This is a genomic window from Patescibacteria group bacterium (assembly GCA_041664365.1).
Taxonomy (GTDB): Bacteria; Patescibacteriota; Patescibacteriia; order UM-FILTER-42-10; family UM-FILTER-42-10; genus JAHJEX01.
Genome location: JBAYKW010000002.1, coordinates 33,516 through 47,764, shown reverse-complemented (window position 1 = coordinate 47,764; position 14,249 = coordinate 33,516). Strand labels below are relative to the sequence as shown.

Here is a 14,249-nt window from a genome sequence, read left to right as displayed (position 1 = left end):
AAGCCGGGATGGCGGAACTGGCAGACGCGCTGGACTCAAAATCCAGTGATGGCAACATCATGAGAGTTCAAGTCTCTCTCCCGGTACCACGGGTCATCAAATGTTTTAGGTTCCGTGTCTGCAAATTATTGCATTCACTTCACCTTTCACATTTGTGTCCCTCTCCACACCGAGCTTTGCTCGTCGGGGACCCCATTTTACGATATACACTATGAAACTTGCCAAAATAATATATTTAGGCTAAACTGCGGTAGCATATTAACAATAAAAATTCTAACGAGTAAATTGGAAGCGCATAAGGCATAGAATATAAAACCCGAGCAAAGGAGTAGCGCAGGAGAGCGTGAGCTCGACGAGCACGCCTTTGCGAGGAGAGAGGGACGCGAACGGAGATCGGAATTTGTTCGGAACATCAGTTCCGGACAAATGTAGGTCGCAGTTCGCGATCACTCGACGCGGGGTAGAGCAGTGGTCAGCTCGTCAGGCTCATAACCTGGAGGTCGGCGGTTCGAGTCCGCCCCCCGCAACCAAGGGTCATTTAAATGCTTCGGGTTCCGTGTCTGCAAATTATTGCATTCACTTCACCCTACGCATTATGCCCCTTTCCCCACCGAGCTTTGCTCGTCGGGGGCCCCAATTAAACTCAAAACCAACCGAGTGTTATAGAAGCACACAAGTCATAAAATATAAAGAATAAAAACCCGAGCAAAGGAGTAGCGCAGGAGAGCGTAAGCTCGACGAGCACGCCTTTGCGAGGAAAGGAGTTTTTATGCGAAAGGTGAAGTAGTTCCCGCAAAGCGGGAAGTACGAAACCTGAAGCATAAAAAGGACGCGGCAGGGTAGCTCAGCTGGTTAGAGCGCGGGACTCATAAGCCCGAGGTCGAGAGTTCGAACCTCTCCCCTGCTACCACGGGTCATTAGACTCTCCACTGTCATAATCGAGTTATAAACTCGATTATTTTAGTTTCGAGTCTATACCCCTTTCCCCACCGAGCTACGCTCGTCGGGGGCCCCAATATTTAATTCAAACAAAATTCAATTAATGCACTGAAAACAGTTTTTTTTGTAAGAAAAAAGGGTGGTCCATGCACGAGCGTTTGTAAGACACTGTGCATGGGGCCACCCAGGAAATGTACATATCAGATTCCTGACCGCAGATGGAAGCTGACGCCTCCAGTACCGGGTCTCTCCTGATCGGAGTAGATCAGGACAAATACCTCGGTATCCTGAGCCAGGGGTGCGAATTCGTACCGCTCGGAATTGACGATCTTCCACCCCGTCTTCCCGTCGGCACCCAGCATGAGCATCAACGGACTCTGGCTGACGGTCAAGAAGCCATCGCCATCGGTGTCCGGCGAAGCCAACTGATTGTTGTCAACGAGGATCTTGTCGTAGACTTTCAGCCGGTCGCCGATCCACTGATAGATCAGATATTTGGTGTAGACCCGACCACTGATATTCCAGGTCTGGATCCACGTGGTACCGGCCGGCAAAGTGCCAACCCTCATCTTCTTCACGAGACCGTTCGCGTCACGTCCTTCCGGCGTGACGTTGATATTGAACTGCCCGCGCTGAAGTTCGTCCGAGTCAGGCGACTGCCGACCCGGAATGTTGTAGTGCGCCGAACCGGACTCGTTGAAGCCCGCGTATCGGCTCAGGATCGACTCGCGCTGAGTAACGTGGCAGAACGGTGCATACAGCATCAGAATGAACAGGAATGTGAATGCCCACTTCGTGATCCTGTTCGGGAAAGTGTACTTCCCTGTGACCACGTCCGGAAAGCTGCCGCGCGTGATGTAGATCAAGTGCATGGGGTACAGAAACAAGCTGTACTTACCCCACCACCACTCCTTGACGTAGTCCCAGTTGCCGTCCATGTTTGCGACCACGCACCAGAAGGCCACGTGGAACACGAGCCATCCGATGAGTTTGATATTGTTACCGACGAACGTACCGAACGGCTTACCACCGAAACGGGAGTAGGCCGGTTTGCGCCGGAACCACCAGATACCACCGACCACCGCAGCAGTCAGGATGATGAGGAAGATGGCGCTACCCACCTTCCAGTGAAAGACGTAGTGTCCGATCACCGCGATCACGATGAGCGCGATGGTTGGGAAGAGCAGTCTCGAACTACTCGTTACTCTGCGTTGAGTGCTGGTGCCGTTGCGTTTCCTGAACCAGGAATTCAGGGAATACGCACCAAATGCCAGCAGAAGAACTATGAGAAGCAGAATGTCCACGACACACCTCCACGAATTTAGGAAACGCTGTCCTCACCACTATTGGTTCTGGGCAACGCATCGAACACGGACTGTCGTTCAGCCACGCTAAGGCCGGACAATACTTTGATCACATCAGCTTCAGAGGGAGTGTTCCCTTCTCTGTTCCAGAGCTGCGCAAGAGCCGGCACAACGCCAAATAGGTTGTTAATGCCTTCAGCCCCTATAACAGTGAGCTGCTTAGCAGAAATTGCCATTTGACGCACTGCTTCGGCACTCAACATAGACAAGGCAGCCGCCTCGCCCGGTTTGATTCCAAGCGCCGCCATTTGAGCGGCGAAACCATCGGCGTGTCCCTTGTGGACCGCAAGCACTGCCGCGCCTTCTCCTTCACCAACCAGGCGCTTCGCTGTGCCCTCGCCTGCGCCCACAGAGGACAAACGCTTCTCTTCACCTTCACCCTGAAGGATCTTGGCCTGCTTTTCCCCTTCTGCTTCAAGAACCTTGACCGCTTTCATTCCTTCTGCTTCTTGCCTGGCAGCAAGAGCATTGGCAATGGCAATAGCGGGCTTTTCCAGGGCCTCCTTGATATTGCGCTGGGTGCCGATGTCTTGTATTTCGACGTCTTTCGGGAAGACACCGAAGTGTATGACTAGCCGACGAGCCGGCTTGTCGGCGGGAATCCCGTACTTGAAGTAGGCACGGACCCCATCCCAAGAATCTCCCGACTTGGTAAACAGAAACAGCACGCGCTGTTCCGGTCTGACCACGACCTTGCTACGGTCGCTTTCGACGAATGAAATCGGGGATTCTCCTTCCTTACCACACATCAGCACGAGGCTTTCATCCGCTTCTTCGCGAACATAGAAGAATCTGCCTTCAAAGTCTCCATAGACGTTGTAGACATTTCCTCCGAAAGTCTCCGTGCCATCCATTACCTTGGAGTCCTGGACGTTCCAGTATCGAGGTTCCGGCCTCCCGTCAGCAATTGCTTTGGGATTGCCATCTTCCCCGACAGCGACCTTGTACTTCTGACAGCGCCCGGCCAGCCAGAGATCCACCAGCAGTGCTCCGTGAGCCTTCTGATAGATTTCCGGATCTCTCTTTAGTGTCTCCAGTCTGGAGAGCACCGTATTGAGATCCTTTGGCGCCTCTGCATCCTCTCCGTAGTAGAAGAAGTGCAGAGTAGTGGCAACCCTACGCCACCTGGAGTTGATCAGGAAGATCACTGCCTCCATGTAATGGTTAACGCCATAAACTGCTTTGAGCGGATTCACCACAATCAATGAGATCACCAGCTTGGCAGTGATCTCAATGAAGTCCGCCGTGGGCACTTCGGGCGCTTGGTAATCGATGGTCCTTTCAGAAAGAATCATCGAGTACTGGGGATGCAATTCGGGAGACGTTTCGTCCGCCGGATACTCAAACCAAAACTTGGCCTTGAACTTCCAAGGCACTCCGATGTAATACAAGGAGCTCGAAGGGTCAACCAGGTCAACCCGGATTCCCCTTGCTTCTTGTTCCATCTTGAGCACCTCGAACCGCGGACGGTCCTTTGCCAGTACCGCGATGATGAGCCGGACCAACTTTCCGTCCTTCTCAATCATGTAGGCGCGCATTTCCTTCGCCCGCAAGAAGAAAAGGTACTGGTCGGCCAGCTGTCGGATGAAGATCGGCAGCCACACCCACATCATGACGGCCATGATTCCCATCGACAACAGACCTTCCACGAAACCGAACCAGTTGCCCCTAACCACCTGCGCAGCGGTAATCACGCCGATGAAGACCATCGCATACCACCGAGCTTGGCCGAACTTGTTGAACGAATTCATGACTGTCTCCTTCACTCGTGTCCCGTTGGGAAAACCAGAATTGATTTCCCCGTTTCTTCGTCTATCTGCCAAGTGTTTTCTAGTTGTGTTATGACACAGGTAACAAAACCTGTTTTTCAAAGGTCATTCTATACTGAGTTACGAATATTCGTAACAGACTACTTTGTCATACTTTTTTTGATTTGTCAAGGTGTGAGCATGATAAAAGAGCGCTTTTTGTCGAAGCGCCCTTCATCTTCTGATTTGTAAATGTTATTAAATTACAATATCGGAGTTTTTTGGCTTATTTTTCGTTAATCTTAGCTGTAAAACCTCAAATTTTTGCCAGACGAAACTTAGAGAAATGGAAATTATCGGGACGACTATCAGGTTTCCCAGTATTTGCGCTTTAAGAAATGGCAATCCGGCAATCATGCAGGTCATTAGACCACCTACTGTTTCCGGATACCAATCGCCGATCAGCCAGACACCGAAATTTGTCCATATATAAAATAATACTGATGATAAAACTCCCAGTCCGGTCATACCGGCTGTAAACTTCCATGCAGACATCTTTTTCTTTTTCAAAACTAACCCGATCAGTCCGATCATTGCCCAGGCCGACCAGGTAAAGAAAAGAATCGAACTGTTACCGTAGAAAATATCAAATAGAGCAACTGATAACAAAGGAACCGCCAGCGCATACCCTCCGCCTAAGAGCGCTCCGGCCAACAGCGAAATCGCCGTCATAGTTTCAATATTCGGCATATCCAGTAACAAATATCTGCCAAGTGTGCCAAACGCGATAAGCAGTAAAGCGAATACTAATTTTCTCCAAGAAATATTTTTCATATTATTCAAATTTAAATTCAATTGAATCCCCTTCGTTAATAATATAATCCACCACACTCATTGTGGCAGACTCTCCGTTAATATAATACAGCCAATACTTGTTGTTGTCACCACCCGTTTTCCCGGCCAGACCATTAACATATACACCATAGGTAGATTCCTGCGTATCCAGTTCGAGATTATTATCACCGGCAACCTTTCTTAAGACATCCAGCGCAGTGGAATATTTCTGGATTGTGACCGGGTAAGTGGTACTTTGGTCATCCATAGTAATTACAAGACTCAGATCGCTATCAACATCTGAAACATTTGATTCATTGCTGTTTTCAGTAGCAGTATTTGTTGTGCCGACATTTTGATTGTTGACATCTTGATTGTTAGCATCTTGATTATTTGTACACCCCGCTCCTATTATTGTTGTCAGCAGGAGTAATGAAAAAAGAAATGCGATTCTCTTCTTGATCATGATTTTATTATGACAATTAGTTAATCTTTTATTAAAAAACCTTCCTAGGACAGGAAGGCAAAATCGGCAGTTTTACCTCTTTCCCTATCCGCGGAGAAAGAATTAATTTTGAATATACCAGTATTCTGACTTTCCCAGTACATTTTCTAAAAAAATGCCCTGAGATTACAGTAGCGGGACTGCCCCGGATTTACACCGGTGTTCCCTGGTACTATTCCAGTTTAATATTATGTTTTCAATGCCCTAATCCTAACACCCTTATCCCTATCCCCTAATCCCTAACCACATCAATAATCAATTCCTCTCTGCGCTTTGATTCCTTTTTGATAAGGATGCTTGACCGCTTTCATTTCCGTCACCAAATCCGCTTTCGCGATAACTTTCGGCCCGGCAAAATTCCCGGTCAGCACCAAATGCAGTTTCTCATTCTTCATTTTTATTAAATCCAGTACATCCTGTTGTTTAATCAATTTGCCTTTGACTGCGTAATTGATCTCATCCAGAATGACAACACTATATTTTTTTGAAATAACTGCCTTCCGGGCAATGGCAAGCGCGCGCTTTGCCGCCAGCACATGCTCTTTGAATTCCTTCTGATCATCAATAATGCCGACAAACCCCTCACCCATCCTGACCAACTCAATCTCCGGCGAAAGTCGCCTAATGCTATTGATTTCCCCAGTGTCCCAGGAACCTTTGATAAACTGAACAATCAACACCTTTTTCTTATACCCAGCTGCTCTCAGGGCAATCCCCAGCGCAGCAGTTGTCTTACCTTTACCGCTACCAGTGTAAACGATGACTAATCCCTTAGTTCCCTGAGGTTTTTTTGGCATGGATTCTTAAGAGCACCCGCTGGTAGATCCGCATTCTATGCATTTATAGCAGGATCCGCTGCGCACCATGATTGATCCACACTCCCCGCAGAATGGGGCATCCTCAGAATTCTGGAATGTTAACAGTTCCTGTTGTTCGGACTTTTCTTTGAATGAAGGTAGTGGTTCCTGTCCTGCACCGGGTTTTGCAACGGTTTCTTTTTCCTTCTCTTTTCTAACTTCAGTATTTTTTACTTCCATCTCCTTCTGGTCATTGCCAATCAACAAAGCATTATGAACCAGTGCCGCTTCTTCCGGTCTCAGGAATTTGATCGCAAGCCAGCGGAAAATATAATCCATAATTGATTTAACCATCGGGATCTGTTTGTTGGAGGTAAATCCTGCCGGTTCAAAACGGGAATGGGTGAACTTACTGACCAGAACTTTCAAAGGCACGCCGTATTGCAGGTTAAGAGATATGGAAGTAGCAAATGCGTCCATAATTCCGGAGAGTGTACTACCCTCTTTGGACATGGTGATAAAGATTTCCCCAACTTCACCTGTTTCGTAGAGTCCCGCGGTGATATATCCTTCATGTCCGGCTATTTCAAATTTATGGGTAATTGACTGTCTTTCATCAGGCAGTTTCAGACGGATCACCTGATCACCGTTTGTCTTTTCCTTTTTATTGCCGTCTTCCTTACCAGTATTTAGCGGCTGCGTGCGCTTGGAACCGTCACGATAAACCGCAACTGCTTTCAGGCCCAGCTTCCAGGCTTGAATATATGCGTCCATGATATCTTCCACCTTGGATTCTTCCGGCATATTAACTGTTTTAGAAATTGCACCGGACAGGAAAGGTTGAGCCGCGGACATCATTTTAATATGACCCATATGATGAATCGATCTTACGCCATTACTTGGTCTGAATGCGCAGTCAAATACAGACAGATGATCTTCATCCAAAGAAGGCGCGCCTTCAATCGTGTCGTTACTGTCAATGTAGTCAATAATTGCATTGATCTGCTCATTAGTGTATCCCAAATGTCTAAGCGCCAATGGCACGGTTGAATTTACGATCTTCATATAGCCACCACCGACCAACTTCTTATATTTGACCAAAGCAATGTCGGGCTCAATTCCGGTAGTATCACAGTCCATTAGGAACCCGATTGTTCCGGTCGGAGCAAGTACTGTTGTTTGAGCATTGCGGAATCCGTATTGCTGTCCCATTTCCACTACCTCATCCCAGATTTCCCCGGCCGTTATTTTCAATTCCGCTGATTGTTTATTAAAATCTCTGATATCATAAACAGCGTCTCTGTGTTTTCTCATAACGCGCAGGAACGGGCTGCGGTTCGTTTCATATTCCGCGAATGTACCCACGACATTAGCAATCAAAGTTGACTGCCGGTAAGCGCGCCCGGTCATGATTGAAGTAACTAACCCGCCCCAGGCTCTTCCTTCGTCGCTGTCGTACGCAAGACCTAGCGACATTAAGAGTGCTCCGAGATTAGCATACCCAAGCCCTAGCGGTCTGAACAGATGACTATTCTTTGTAATCTCTGCCGTTGGATAGCTGGCATGATCAACTACAATTTCTTGCGCAGTAATCATTACGTCCACGGCATGCAAATAAGAATCAATGTCAAATACTCCCTGTTCATTTGTAAATTTCATTAAATTAAGGGAGGCCAGATTGCAGGCAGAATCGTTCAGGAACATGTATTCACTGCAAGGATTGGATGCGTTAATCCGGTCGGTATTCGGACAAGTGTGCCAATCATTGATCGTTGTATCAAACTGCAGACCCGGATCACCGCAAATATATGTTGCATCGGCAATCTTTTGCATCAGATCCCGGGCATTATACGTTTCCATTTCTTCACCGGTTGTCACCGCGTGCGTTTTCCATTTCTTGTTTTCCATCGCTGCTTCCATAAACTTATCGGTTACTCGGACACTGTTATTGGCATTTTGGAAGAAAATAGAAGTATATGCTTCGCCGTCAATTGCACCATTGTATCCCGCGTCAATCAAAGCCCAGGCTTTCTTTTCTTCATTGGCCTTGGAATCAATAAAATCAACGATATCCGGATGATCAGCGTTTAGAATCACCATTTTAGCGGCCCGGCGGGTTTTTCCACCGGATTTAATAACACCCGCAAACGCATCAAAACCCTTCATAAATGATACTGGACCGGACGACTGCCCTCCGCCACTCAACCTTTCCCTTGAAGATCTGATAGTTGAAAGATTAGTACCGGTGCCGGATCCGAACTTGAACAGCATTCCTTCTGTTTTGGATAAACTCAAAATAGAATCCATAGAATCTTCCACGGAATTAATAAAACAGGCGGAGCATTGCGGATAAGTGTAGTCATCCTCGGCCAATAATACTTTCCCCTGTTCTTTATTCCAATAGTATCTGCCGGCTCCGGATCCTGTATCATAACGATTTACACCACAGTTAAACCACACCGGGCTGTTGAAGGCGGCATACTGATTTACTAACAGGAAGGTTAGTTCGTTATAAAAATTTTCTCCATCCTCTTCCGAGGCGAAATATCCGTCTTTCTTTCCCCAATCGGTCATGGTTCGTGAAACACGATCAACAAGCTGTTTTACACTGTTTTCTCTTTCACCTTTTTTTTCGTCGCCATAGAAATATTTGGAAACACAAATATTGGTTGCATTCTGAGTCCAAAAAACAGGAAACTCTACATTCTTCTGTTCGAAGATTATATTTCCTTTCGGATCAGTAATTGTAGCATCGCGCCTTTCCCATTTAACATCGTCAAAGGGATGCTTCCCTGAATGAGAGAAGAAACGTTCAAAAGTTAAACCTTTCTTTTTTTCTATTTGTATTTCTTCGCTCTCATCAAGAGAAGAATCTTTAATACTTGTTTCGTTTCCCTGAACCTTTGTTTGTGTAATTGTTTGTGTTTCTTCTGGCATGGCGCCTCCTATAATTAATTAGCTTATTTTTTTAAGTTCTTTTTTAAATGAATCAATGTCTTCAAAAGATTTATAAACGGATGCGAAACGGATATAGGCTACGGGATCCAATTTCTTCAAATGCTTGATGGCAATCTCTCCGATTTTGGAAGTTTCTATCTCCCGGCGTGCTCCGTTATTTTTTGCGGATGCCGGTTTGCTACGAAGTTGAATATCCCTTTCAATATGACTGATTAGTCTTCGGAATGCTTCACGGTCAACCGGCCTTTTTTCGAGCGCCCGCTTCAATCCGTTTTCAATCTTCTCACGAATGTATACCTCTCTGCGACCGTCCTGTTTAACCACCGAGAGGTCCAGAATTTCCACCTCTTCATATGTTGAAAATCGGAACTGACATTTTTCACACTCTCTGCGCCGGCGAATAGCAATCCCTTCTTCTATTGAACGGGAGTCGATAACTTTACTATCCATATTGTGGCACACAGGGCACTGCATAATTTTTCAAAAAAATATAGCTTTTTTATGTATAAGCGGTAAATTTGGGTCTTTCACCCCACACCGTATCTTTCAAAACATGTACAACACTATATATTGTGGTTCTAATGGTAATTGTATCACAAAATATAGTATCTGTCAAAACTCCCCACTTTTCACATTTTTAAACGTATTTTTGTAAAATGGGCGGAAAAAAATAACCCCATAGCTGCGAAGGTTTCTAATTTTTTTTGGTTTTTGTTTACGTGGATTTATAATACTCCTATCCATAATTCAATGTCAAATAGCTTTAAAAAAGTCCCATAAAGTGCATCTTCAGAAACCAAATAAATTATAGTTTTCGGCAGTTAAGAATACTTTTGAATAAAAAAATGGGAAGGATGCTTGTGCATACACTCCCCACTACCTCCCAAAAGAGCTGCTAAACGCAGAACTGCTCGCGTTCAGGACCGACACCGACGCAGATGACCATCCTGGACGCAATCTTGGCAATCGTAGCCAAGTATTCCTGCGCACTGCTCGGCAAGTCGGCAATCCTGCGAATGCCGGAGATGTCCTCGTTCCAGCCGGTCACGTTGATGCCGTAGATCGGCTGGCAGAGCATGTACTCCTCCCAGGTTTGCGGGAGATCGGTCAGCACTGGATGATTCGGAGCATGGTTGTCAGGATGCAGGGCGGTTGCGATCGGAATCAGCGGAATCCCGGACAGCACATCCAGCTTGGTGACGTAGATCACGTCGCAAAACTGAGCAGCCTCGCGAAGCTCCAAACCGTTCAGCCAGCAGCAGTCACGTATCCGGCCGGTCGACGCGCCGATTTCGCCACCGATCCGCTGGATACGCTCCTGGTACTCGTTGCCGATGTAGGTGGGCATCGGATGATTACCCACTGCCGTCTGGTACGCCTTGACCACGCCGATCGTGCTACCGATCCAGCTTCTTCGCAGTTCGAGTCCGAGCCCCGAGAAAACGGCGTTGGCCGTCGTGATCGAGGAAGTGCAGCTGGGATAGCTCACAGTGCAGTCGTTGGACAGGAAATAACCCTGTCCGCCCTCTGCGAGTAAGAATTCACCTTCCATAAGTGCAACCCGCAGCAGTTCATGCAGCGGATACGCAATCAGCGACATCCATTCGCCGATCGGAGCGAGCTGTTCAAACGCACCGGAAACAGTGTACTCCGGTAGCTGCTCTTCCGATAAATCCAGCTCCTGGCGCACACCGCGGATCATGCAGTTGATCACCGGGACCACGACTTTGATCCGATTGAAGAGCACGTTCGGCCGGACCAGCTGCGCCACCGTGATGCCGTCCCGTGACACCGCATTAGCATAGCCGGGACCGATCCCGCGGTTGGTAGTACCGACGCCGCCGCCCTCCGCGACCTGCATGCCCATAGCCTTGGCTCGCACGCGATCGATCGCGCCGTCCAGGAGCTTGTCCCACGGACAGACGATCTTGGCACCGGAAGAAACACACAGTCGCGCCGTCGCATCGATGTCCATAACCCGAAGCTGTTCGACTTCATCGCGGAGACCGAACGGATCGATAATCATGCCCTGACCGAGGCCCAGCCTGACCCGCTCGTGCATGACGCCAGAAGGGATTTGGTGCAGAATCAACTTCTTTCCACCAGCCTTCACAGTGTGGCCAGCGTTGGCACCTCCCTGGAAACGGACATTCCAGGTGTACTTACCTGAGGCCAGTTTGCGATCAACGATCGCGCCCTTGCCTTCGTCTCCCCGTTGGAGACCACAAATCGTGTCGATAGGCATATAACCCTCCCCTGGTCCGAAAATCCTCACTAAAACGGTCTATCATCTTACAAAAACATCTGAATTGAGTCAAACGCAGTGGGTAGCTTGGGTGACGTCACCCAAGCTACCCCATTTGACAGAGATTTAATGTGATGATATATTCAAAACTATGAATATGTCTAACATTAATTACACGCAATACGCCCGATTAATCGAGGCGATAAAAAACACTAAACGCATTGAAATAATGCAGCTTTTGCGTAGTCACTGCCTGACCGTGTCGGAAATGAAAAAAATGACCGGAATCAGCCAGGCCAACATCAGTCAGCATCTGCAGGTACTGCGCCGCGAGGGTGTAGTAGTTACTGAGCGGAACGGCAAAGAAATAAAATATTGCATCTCCCACCCCGAATTTATTAAGGTGCTGGATTCCATTCAAAGAATCCTTGCCGACCGGACACAGGAAAAAACGGTAATTAACCACTCTGCCCTACCGGCTGTTCCGGAATTCATTGACCCCGTTTGCAAAATGAAAGTATTACCAAGGCACACGGCTTTTTCCGGATATTATAAAAGAACCGCTTATTATTTCTGCGCTTCGGGTTGTAAAAAAGAATTTTTAAAAAATCCCAAAAAATATGTCTAAATCAATTGATTTTCATGTCTCCGGAATGCACTGCGCATCATGTGCGATGAATATCCAGAGAAAACTAAAAAAAGCTGACGGTGTCCAAGACGCATCAGTTAATTATGCCAACGAGCAGGCCTATCTAGATTATGATCCAAATACGATTAATGAATCAAAGATCGCTGAAATCGTCAGCTCACTGGGTTATAAAGCCATTTTGGATAAAGAAAAAGAAGAAGAGATAACAGAACACGAACATGAAGAGAAATTAAAATCGCTGAAACAGAAAATTATATTCGGCAGTATTCTCTCACTAGGATTAATTATTGGCGCGATGCTACCCGGCGCGCCGGAATTTTTGATGAACCGGTGGGTAATGCTTGCGTTGGCCACACCGATTCAAATCTGGCTTGGCTCCGGGTTTTATCGCAGTGCCTGGTCTGCGCTAAAGAACAAAACAACCAATATGGATACTTTGGTTGCATTGGGAACGTCTGTTGCTTACGGCTATTCACTGATTGTTCTACTATTTTCAAGTTATTTAATGGACAAAGGTATTGATGACCATGTTTATTTTGAAACCTCAGCTGCTATTCTGACATTAGTACTACTTGGAAAATATCTGGAATCACGCGCTAAGGGCAGGGCTTCAGATGCGATAAAAAAACTGTTGCAGCTCCAACCACAGGTTGCCCACGTAAAAAGAGATAATAAATGGGAAGACGTGCCGGTTAATAGTATAAGTATCGGAGATGTATTAATGGTTAAGCCGGGCGAAAAAATTCCCATTGACGGCACAATAATCAGCGGCAGCAGCGCAGTTAATGAAAGCATGTTGACCGGGGAAAGCATGCCGGTAGAAAAAAAATCCGGGGATTCGGTGTTTGCCGCCACCATCAACTCTTCCGGAGCTTTTGAGATGGAAGCTCAGCAGATCGGTGAAAAAACCAGGTTGTCGCAAATTATTAACATGGTGCGCCAGGCACAGGGGTCAAAACCGCCGATTCAAAAATTGGTGGATAAGATTTCCTCATACTTTGTACCGATTGTAATCGGGCTTTCCATAATTACTTTTGTTATCTGGATTATTTTCGGACCGGACCCCAAACTACCCAATGCACTGGTCAGTATGATCTCTGTTCTGATTATCGCCTGTCCGTGCGCACTGGGTTTAGCTACCCCCACCTCCCTGACCGTTGCCATCGGACGAGGGGCTCGGGACGGAATTTTAATTAAAAACGCGGAAATACTGGAAGCGGCTAAAAAAGTTTCTGTGGTAATTTTTGACAAAACAGGGACACTAACCGTCGGCAAGCCGGAGGTAAACAATCTGGTTTCTGCCTCCGGATTAGAGCACGAACAAAAAAATTTCGCTTTGTCGCAAGCAATGGCCGCAGAAGAACTGTCACAGCACCCTTTAGCCAAATCTATTGTTGATTATCTGGCAGAATTGGGAATAAAAAAAGCACAGCAAGTGGAAAATTTTGAAGATCTGCCAGGTCGCGGAGTAACCGCTACTGTTGACGGTTCACAAGTCTTGATTGGAACCGCCAAGTTAATGCGGGAGAGAAATATATCTGACCCGTCAAAAATTATGGAGACACAGGTTGATTATGGTACGCTGGTTTTTGTAGCAATTGATAATGAAATAAAAATCAGATTTGATATTTCAGATGCTCCAAAAGAAAACTCCAAAGCTGCAATCGGACAACTAAGAGCGATGAAAATCAATTCAGTAATGATTACAGGTGATAATTATAATACGGCACAGACAATTGCCAAAACGCTCCAGATCGATGAATTCAGCGCGGAGGTGCTTCCAGAAGATAAGGAGCAGGAAGTGAAAAAGAGGAAAAGTCAGGGCGCAGTTGTCGCTATGGTTGGTGACGGCGTAAATGATGCACCGGCGCTGGCAACAGCAGACATCGGCATTGCAATGGATGAGGGTACAGGTGTAGCGATTGAATCCGCCGGCATTACGCTATTGCGGGGGGATCTTCTATTAGTGCCAAAAGCTTTAAAACTTGCCAGAGTAACCATGAATAATATCCGTCAGAATCTGCTTTGGGCGTTTGGCTATAACATTTTGCTGATACCGGTTGCCATGGGAATTTTATTTCCATTCTTCGGCATTCGTTTAAATCCAATGCTAGCCAGCATGGCAATGGCCTTTTCCAGTATTTCGGTTGTGACCAATGCCTTGCGTTTAAAAACAATATCTTTAACTAAACAGATAACTAAGGAATAAA

General features: G+C 46.8%; 10 protein-coding genes, 3 tRNA genes and 1 riboswitch. Of the genes, 5 read left to right on the top strand and 8 right to left on the bottom strand.

What is annotated here, in order from left to right; translation table 11 throughout:
- Window positions 1–2: 2 nt before the first annotated feature.
- The 3 genes from WCW66_02300 (at window position 3) to WCW66_02290 (ending at window position 910) form a co-directional block, all read left to right on the top strand.
- Window positions 3–89 (top strand) — tRNA-Leu (locus WCW66_02300).
- Between the two features lie 365 nt (window positions 90–454).
- Window positions 455–530: transfer RNA gene (locus tag WCW66_02295), tRNA-Met, on the top strand.
- Between the two features lie 303 nt (window positions 531–833).
- Window positions 834–910, top strand: a tRNA-Met gene (locus tag WCW66_02290).
- A gap of 229 nt (window positions 911–1,139) precedes the next feature.
- On the opposite strand, the gene WCW66_02285 is transcribed toward WCW66_02290, so the two are convergent.
- The 8 genes from WCW66_02285 to WCW66_02250 all read right to left on the bottom strand — a co-directional run bounded on the left by WCW66_02285 (window position 1,140) and on the right by WCW66_02250 (window position 11,390).
- Window positions 1,140–2,243, bottom strand: a complete 1,104-nt coding sequence (locus WCW66_02285; protein ID MFA6391571.1) for a SoxR reducing system RseC family protein — start codon at window positions 2,241–2,243, stop codon at window positions 1,140–1,142.
- A gap of 17 nt (window positions 2,244–2,260) precedes the next feature.
- The gene (locus WCW66_02280; GenBank protein ID MFA6391570.1) at window positions 2,261–4,054 is read right to left on the bottom strand and encodes a hypothetical protein; all 1,794 of its coding nucleotides are present in this window, start codon (window positions 4,052–4,054) and stop codon (window positions 2,261–2,263) included.
- A 255-nt stretch (window positions 4,055–4,309) separates the two neighbouring features.
- A complete protein-coding gene (locus WCW66_02275) occupies window positions 4,310–4,885 on the bottom strand; it encodes a DUF6580 family putative transport protein (GenBank protein MFA6391569.1) in 576 nt (191 codons plus the stop codon).
- Between the two features lies 1 nt (window position 4,886).
- The gene (locus WCW66_02270) at window positions 4,887–5,351 is read right to left on the bottom strand and encodes a DUF4430 domain-containing protein (protein MFA6391568.1); all 465 of its coding nucleotides are present in this window, start codon (window positions 5,349–5,351) and stop codon (window positions 4,887–4,889) included.
- Between the two features lie 98 nt (window positions 5,352–5,449).
- A riboswitch (cobalamin riboswitch) is annotated at window positions 5,450–5,590 on the bottom strand.
- A gap of 48 nt (window positions 5,591–5,638) precedes the next feature.
- A complete protein-coding gene (cobO, locus tag WCW66_02265) occupies window positions 5,639–6,187 on the bottom strand; it encodes a cob(I)yrinic acid a,c-diamide adenosyltransferase (protein ID MFA6391567.1) in 549 nt (182 codons plus the stop codon).
- A 6-nt stretch (window positions 6,188–6,193) separates the two neighbouring features.
- Window positions 6,194–9,124 carry a vitamin B12-dependent ribonucleotide reductase gene (locus WCW66_02260; protein MFA6391566.1) on the bottom strand — a complete coding sequence of 977 codons (2,931 nt, stop codon included), beginning with the start codon at window positions 9,122–9,124 and terminating at the stop codon, window positions 6,194–6,196.
- 18 nt (window positions 9,125–9,142) lie between these two features.
- A complete protein-coding gene (gene nrdR / locus WCW66_02255; protein MFA6391565.1) occupies window positions 9,143–9,619 on the bottom strand; it encodes a transcriptional regulator NrdR in 477 nt (158 codons plus the stop codon).
- Window positions 9,620–10,040: 421 nt separating this feature from the next.
- Window positions 10,041–11,390: an adenylosuccinate synthetase gene (locus WCW66_02250; GenBank protein ID MFA6391564.1), complete on the bottom strand. Its 1,350-nt coding sequence runs from the start codon at window positions 11,388–11,390 to the stop codon at window positions 10,041–10,043.
- A 157-nt stretch (window positions 11,391–11,547) separates the two neighbouring features.
- Here WCW66_02250 and WCW66_02245 point away from each other — a divergent pair, with 157 nt between their 5' ends.
- Window positions 11,548–12,018, top strand: a complete 471-nt coding sequence (locus WCW66_02245) for a metalloregulator ArsR/SmtB family transcription factor (protein MFA6391563.1) — start codon at window positions 11,548–11,550, stop codon at window positions 12,016–12,018.
- Window positions 12,011–14,248 carry a heavy metal translocating P-type ATPase gene (locus WCW66_02240; protein MFA6391562.1) on the top strand — a complete coding sequence of 746 codons (2,238 nt, stop codon included), beginning with the start codon at window positions 12,011–12,013 and terminating at the stop codon, window positions 14,246–14,248. The genes WCW66_02245 and WCW66_02240 overlap by 8 nt, the downstream gene beginning before the upstream one ends.
- The last annotated feature ends 1 nt before the right edge of the window (window position 14,249 follow it).

Bases quoted from the DNA above. Each gene is read 5' to 3' on its own strand.
- WCW66_02260 (MFA6391566.1), bottom strand. From the start codon at position 9,124: ATGCCAGAAGAAACACAAACAATTACACAAACAAAGGTTCAGGGAAAC.
- cobO (MFA6391567.1), bottom strand. From the start codon at position 6,187: ATGCCAAAAAAACCTCAGGGAACTAAGGGATTAGTCATCGTTTACACT.
- nrdR (MFA6391565.1), bottom strand. From the start codon at position 9,619: ATGCAGTGCCCTGTGTGCCACAATATGGATAGTAAAGTTATCGACTCC.
- WCW66_02270 (MFA6391568.1), bottom strand. From the start codon at position 5,351: ATGATCAAGAAGAGAATCGCATTTCTTTTTTCATTACTCCTGCTGACA.
- WCW66_02275 (MFA6391569.1), bottom strand. From the start codon at position 4,885: ATGAAAAATATTTCTTGGAGAAAATTAGTATTCGCTTTACTGCTTATC.
- WCW66_02240 (MFA6391562.1), top strand. From the start codon at position 12,011: ATGTCTAAATCAATTGATTTTCATGTCTCCGGAATGCACTGCGCATCA.
- WCW66_02250 (MFA6391564.1), bottom strand. From the start codon at position 11,390: ATGCCTATCGACACGATTTGTGGTCTCCAACGGGGAGACGAAGGCAAG.
- WCW66_02245 (MFA6391563.1), top strand. From the start codon at position 11,548: ATGTCTAACATTAATTACACGCAATACGCCCGATTAATCGAGGCGATA.
- WCW66_02280 (MFA6391570.1), bottom strand. From the start codon at position 4,054: ATGAATTCGTTCAACAAGTTCGGCCAAGCTCGGTGGTATGCGATGGTC.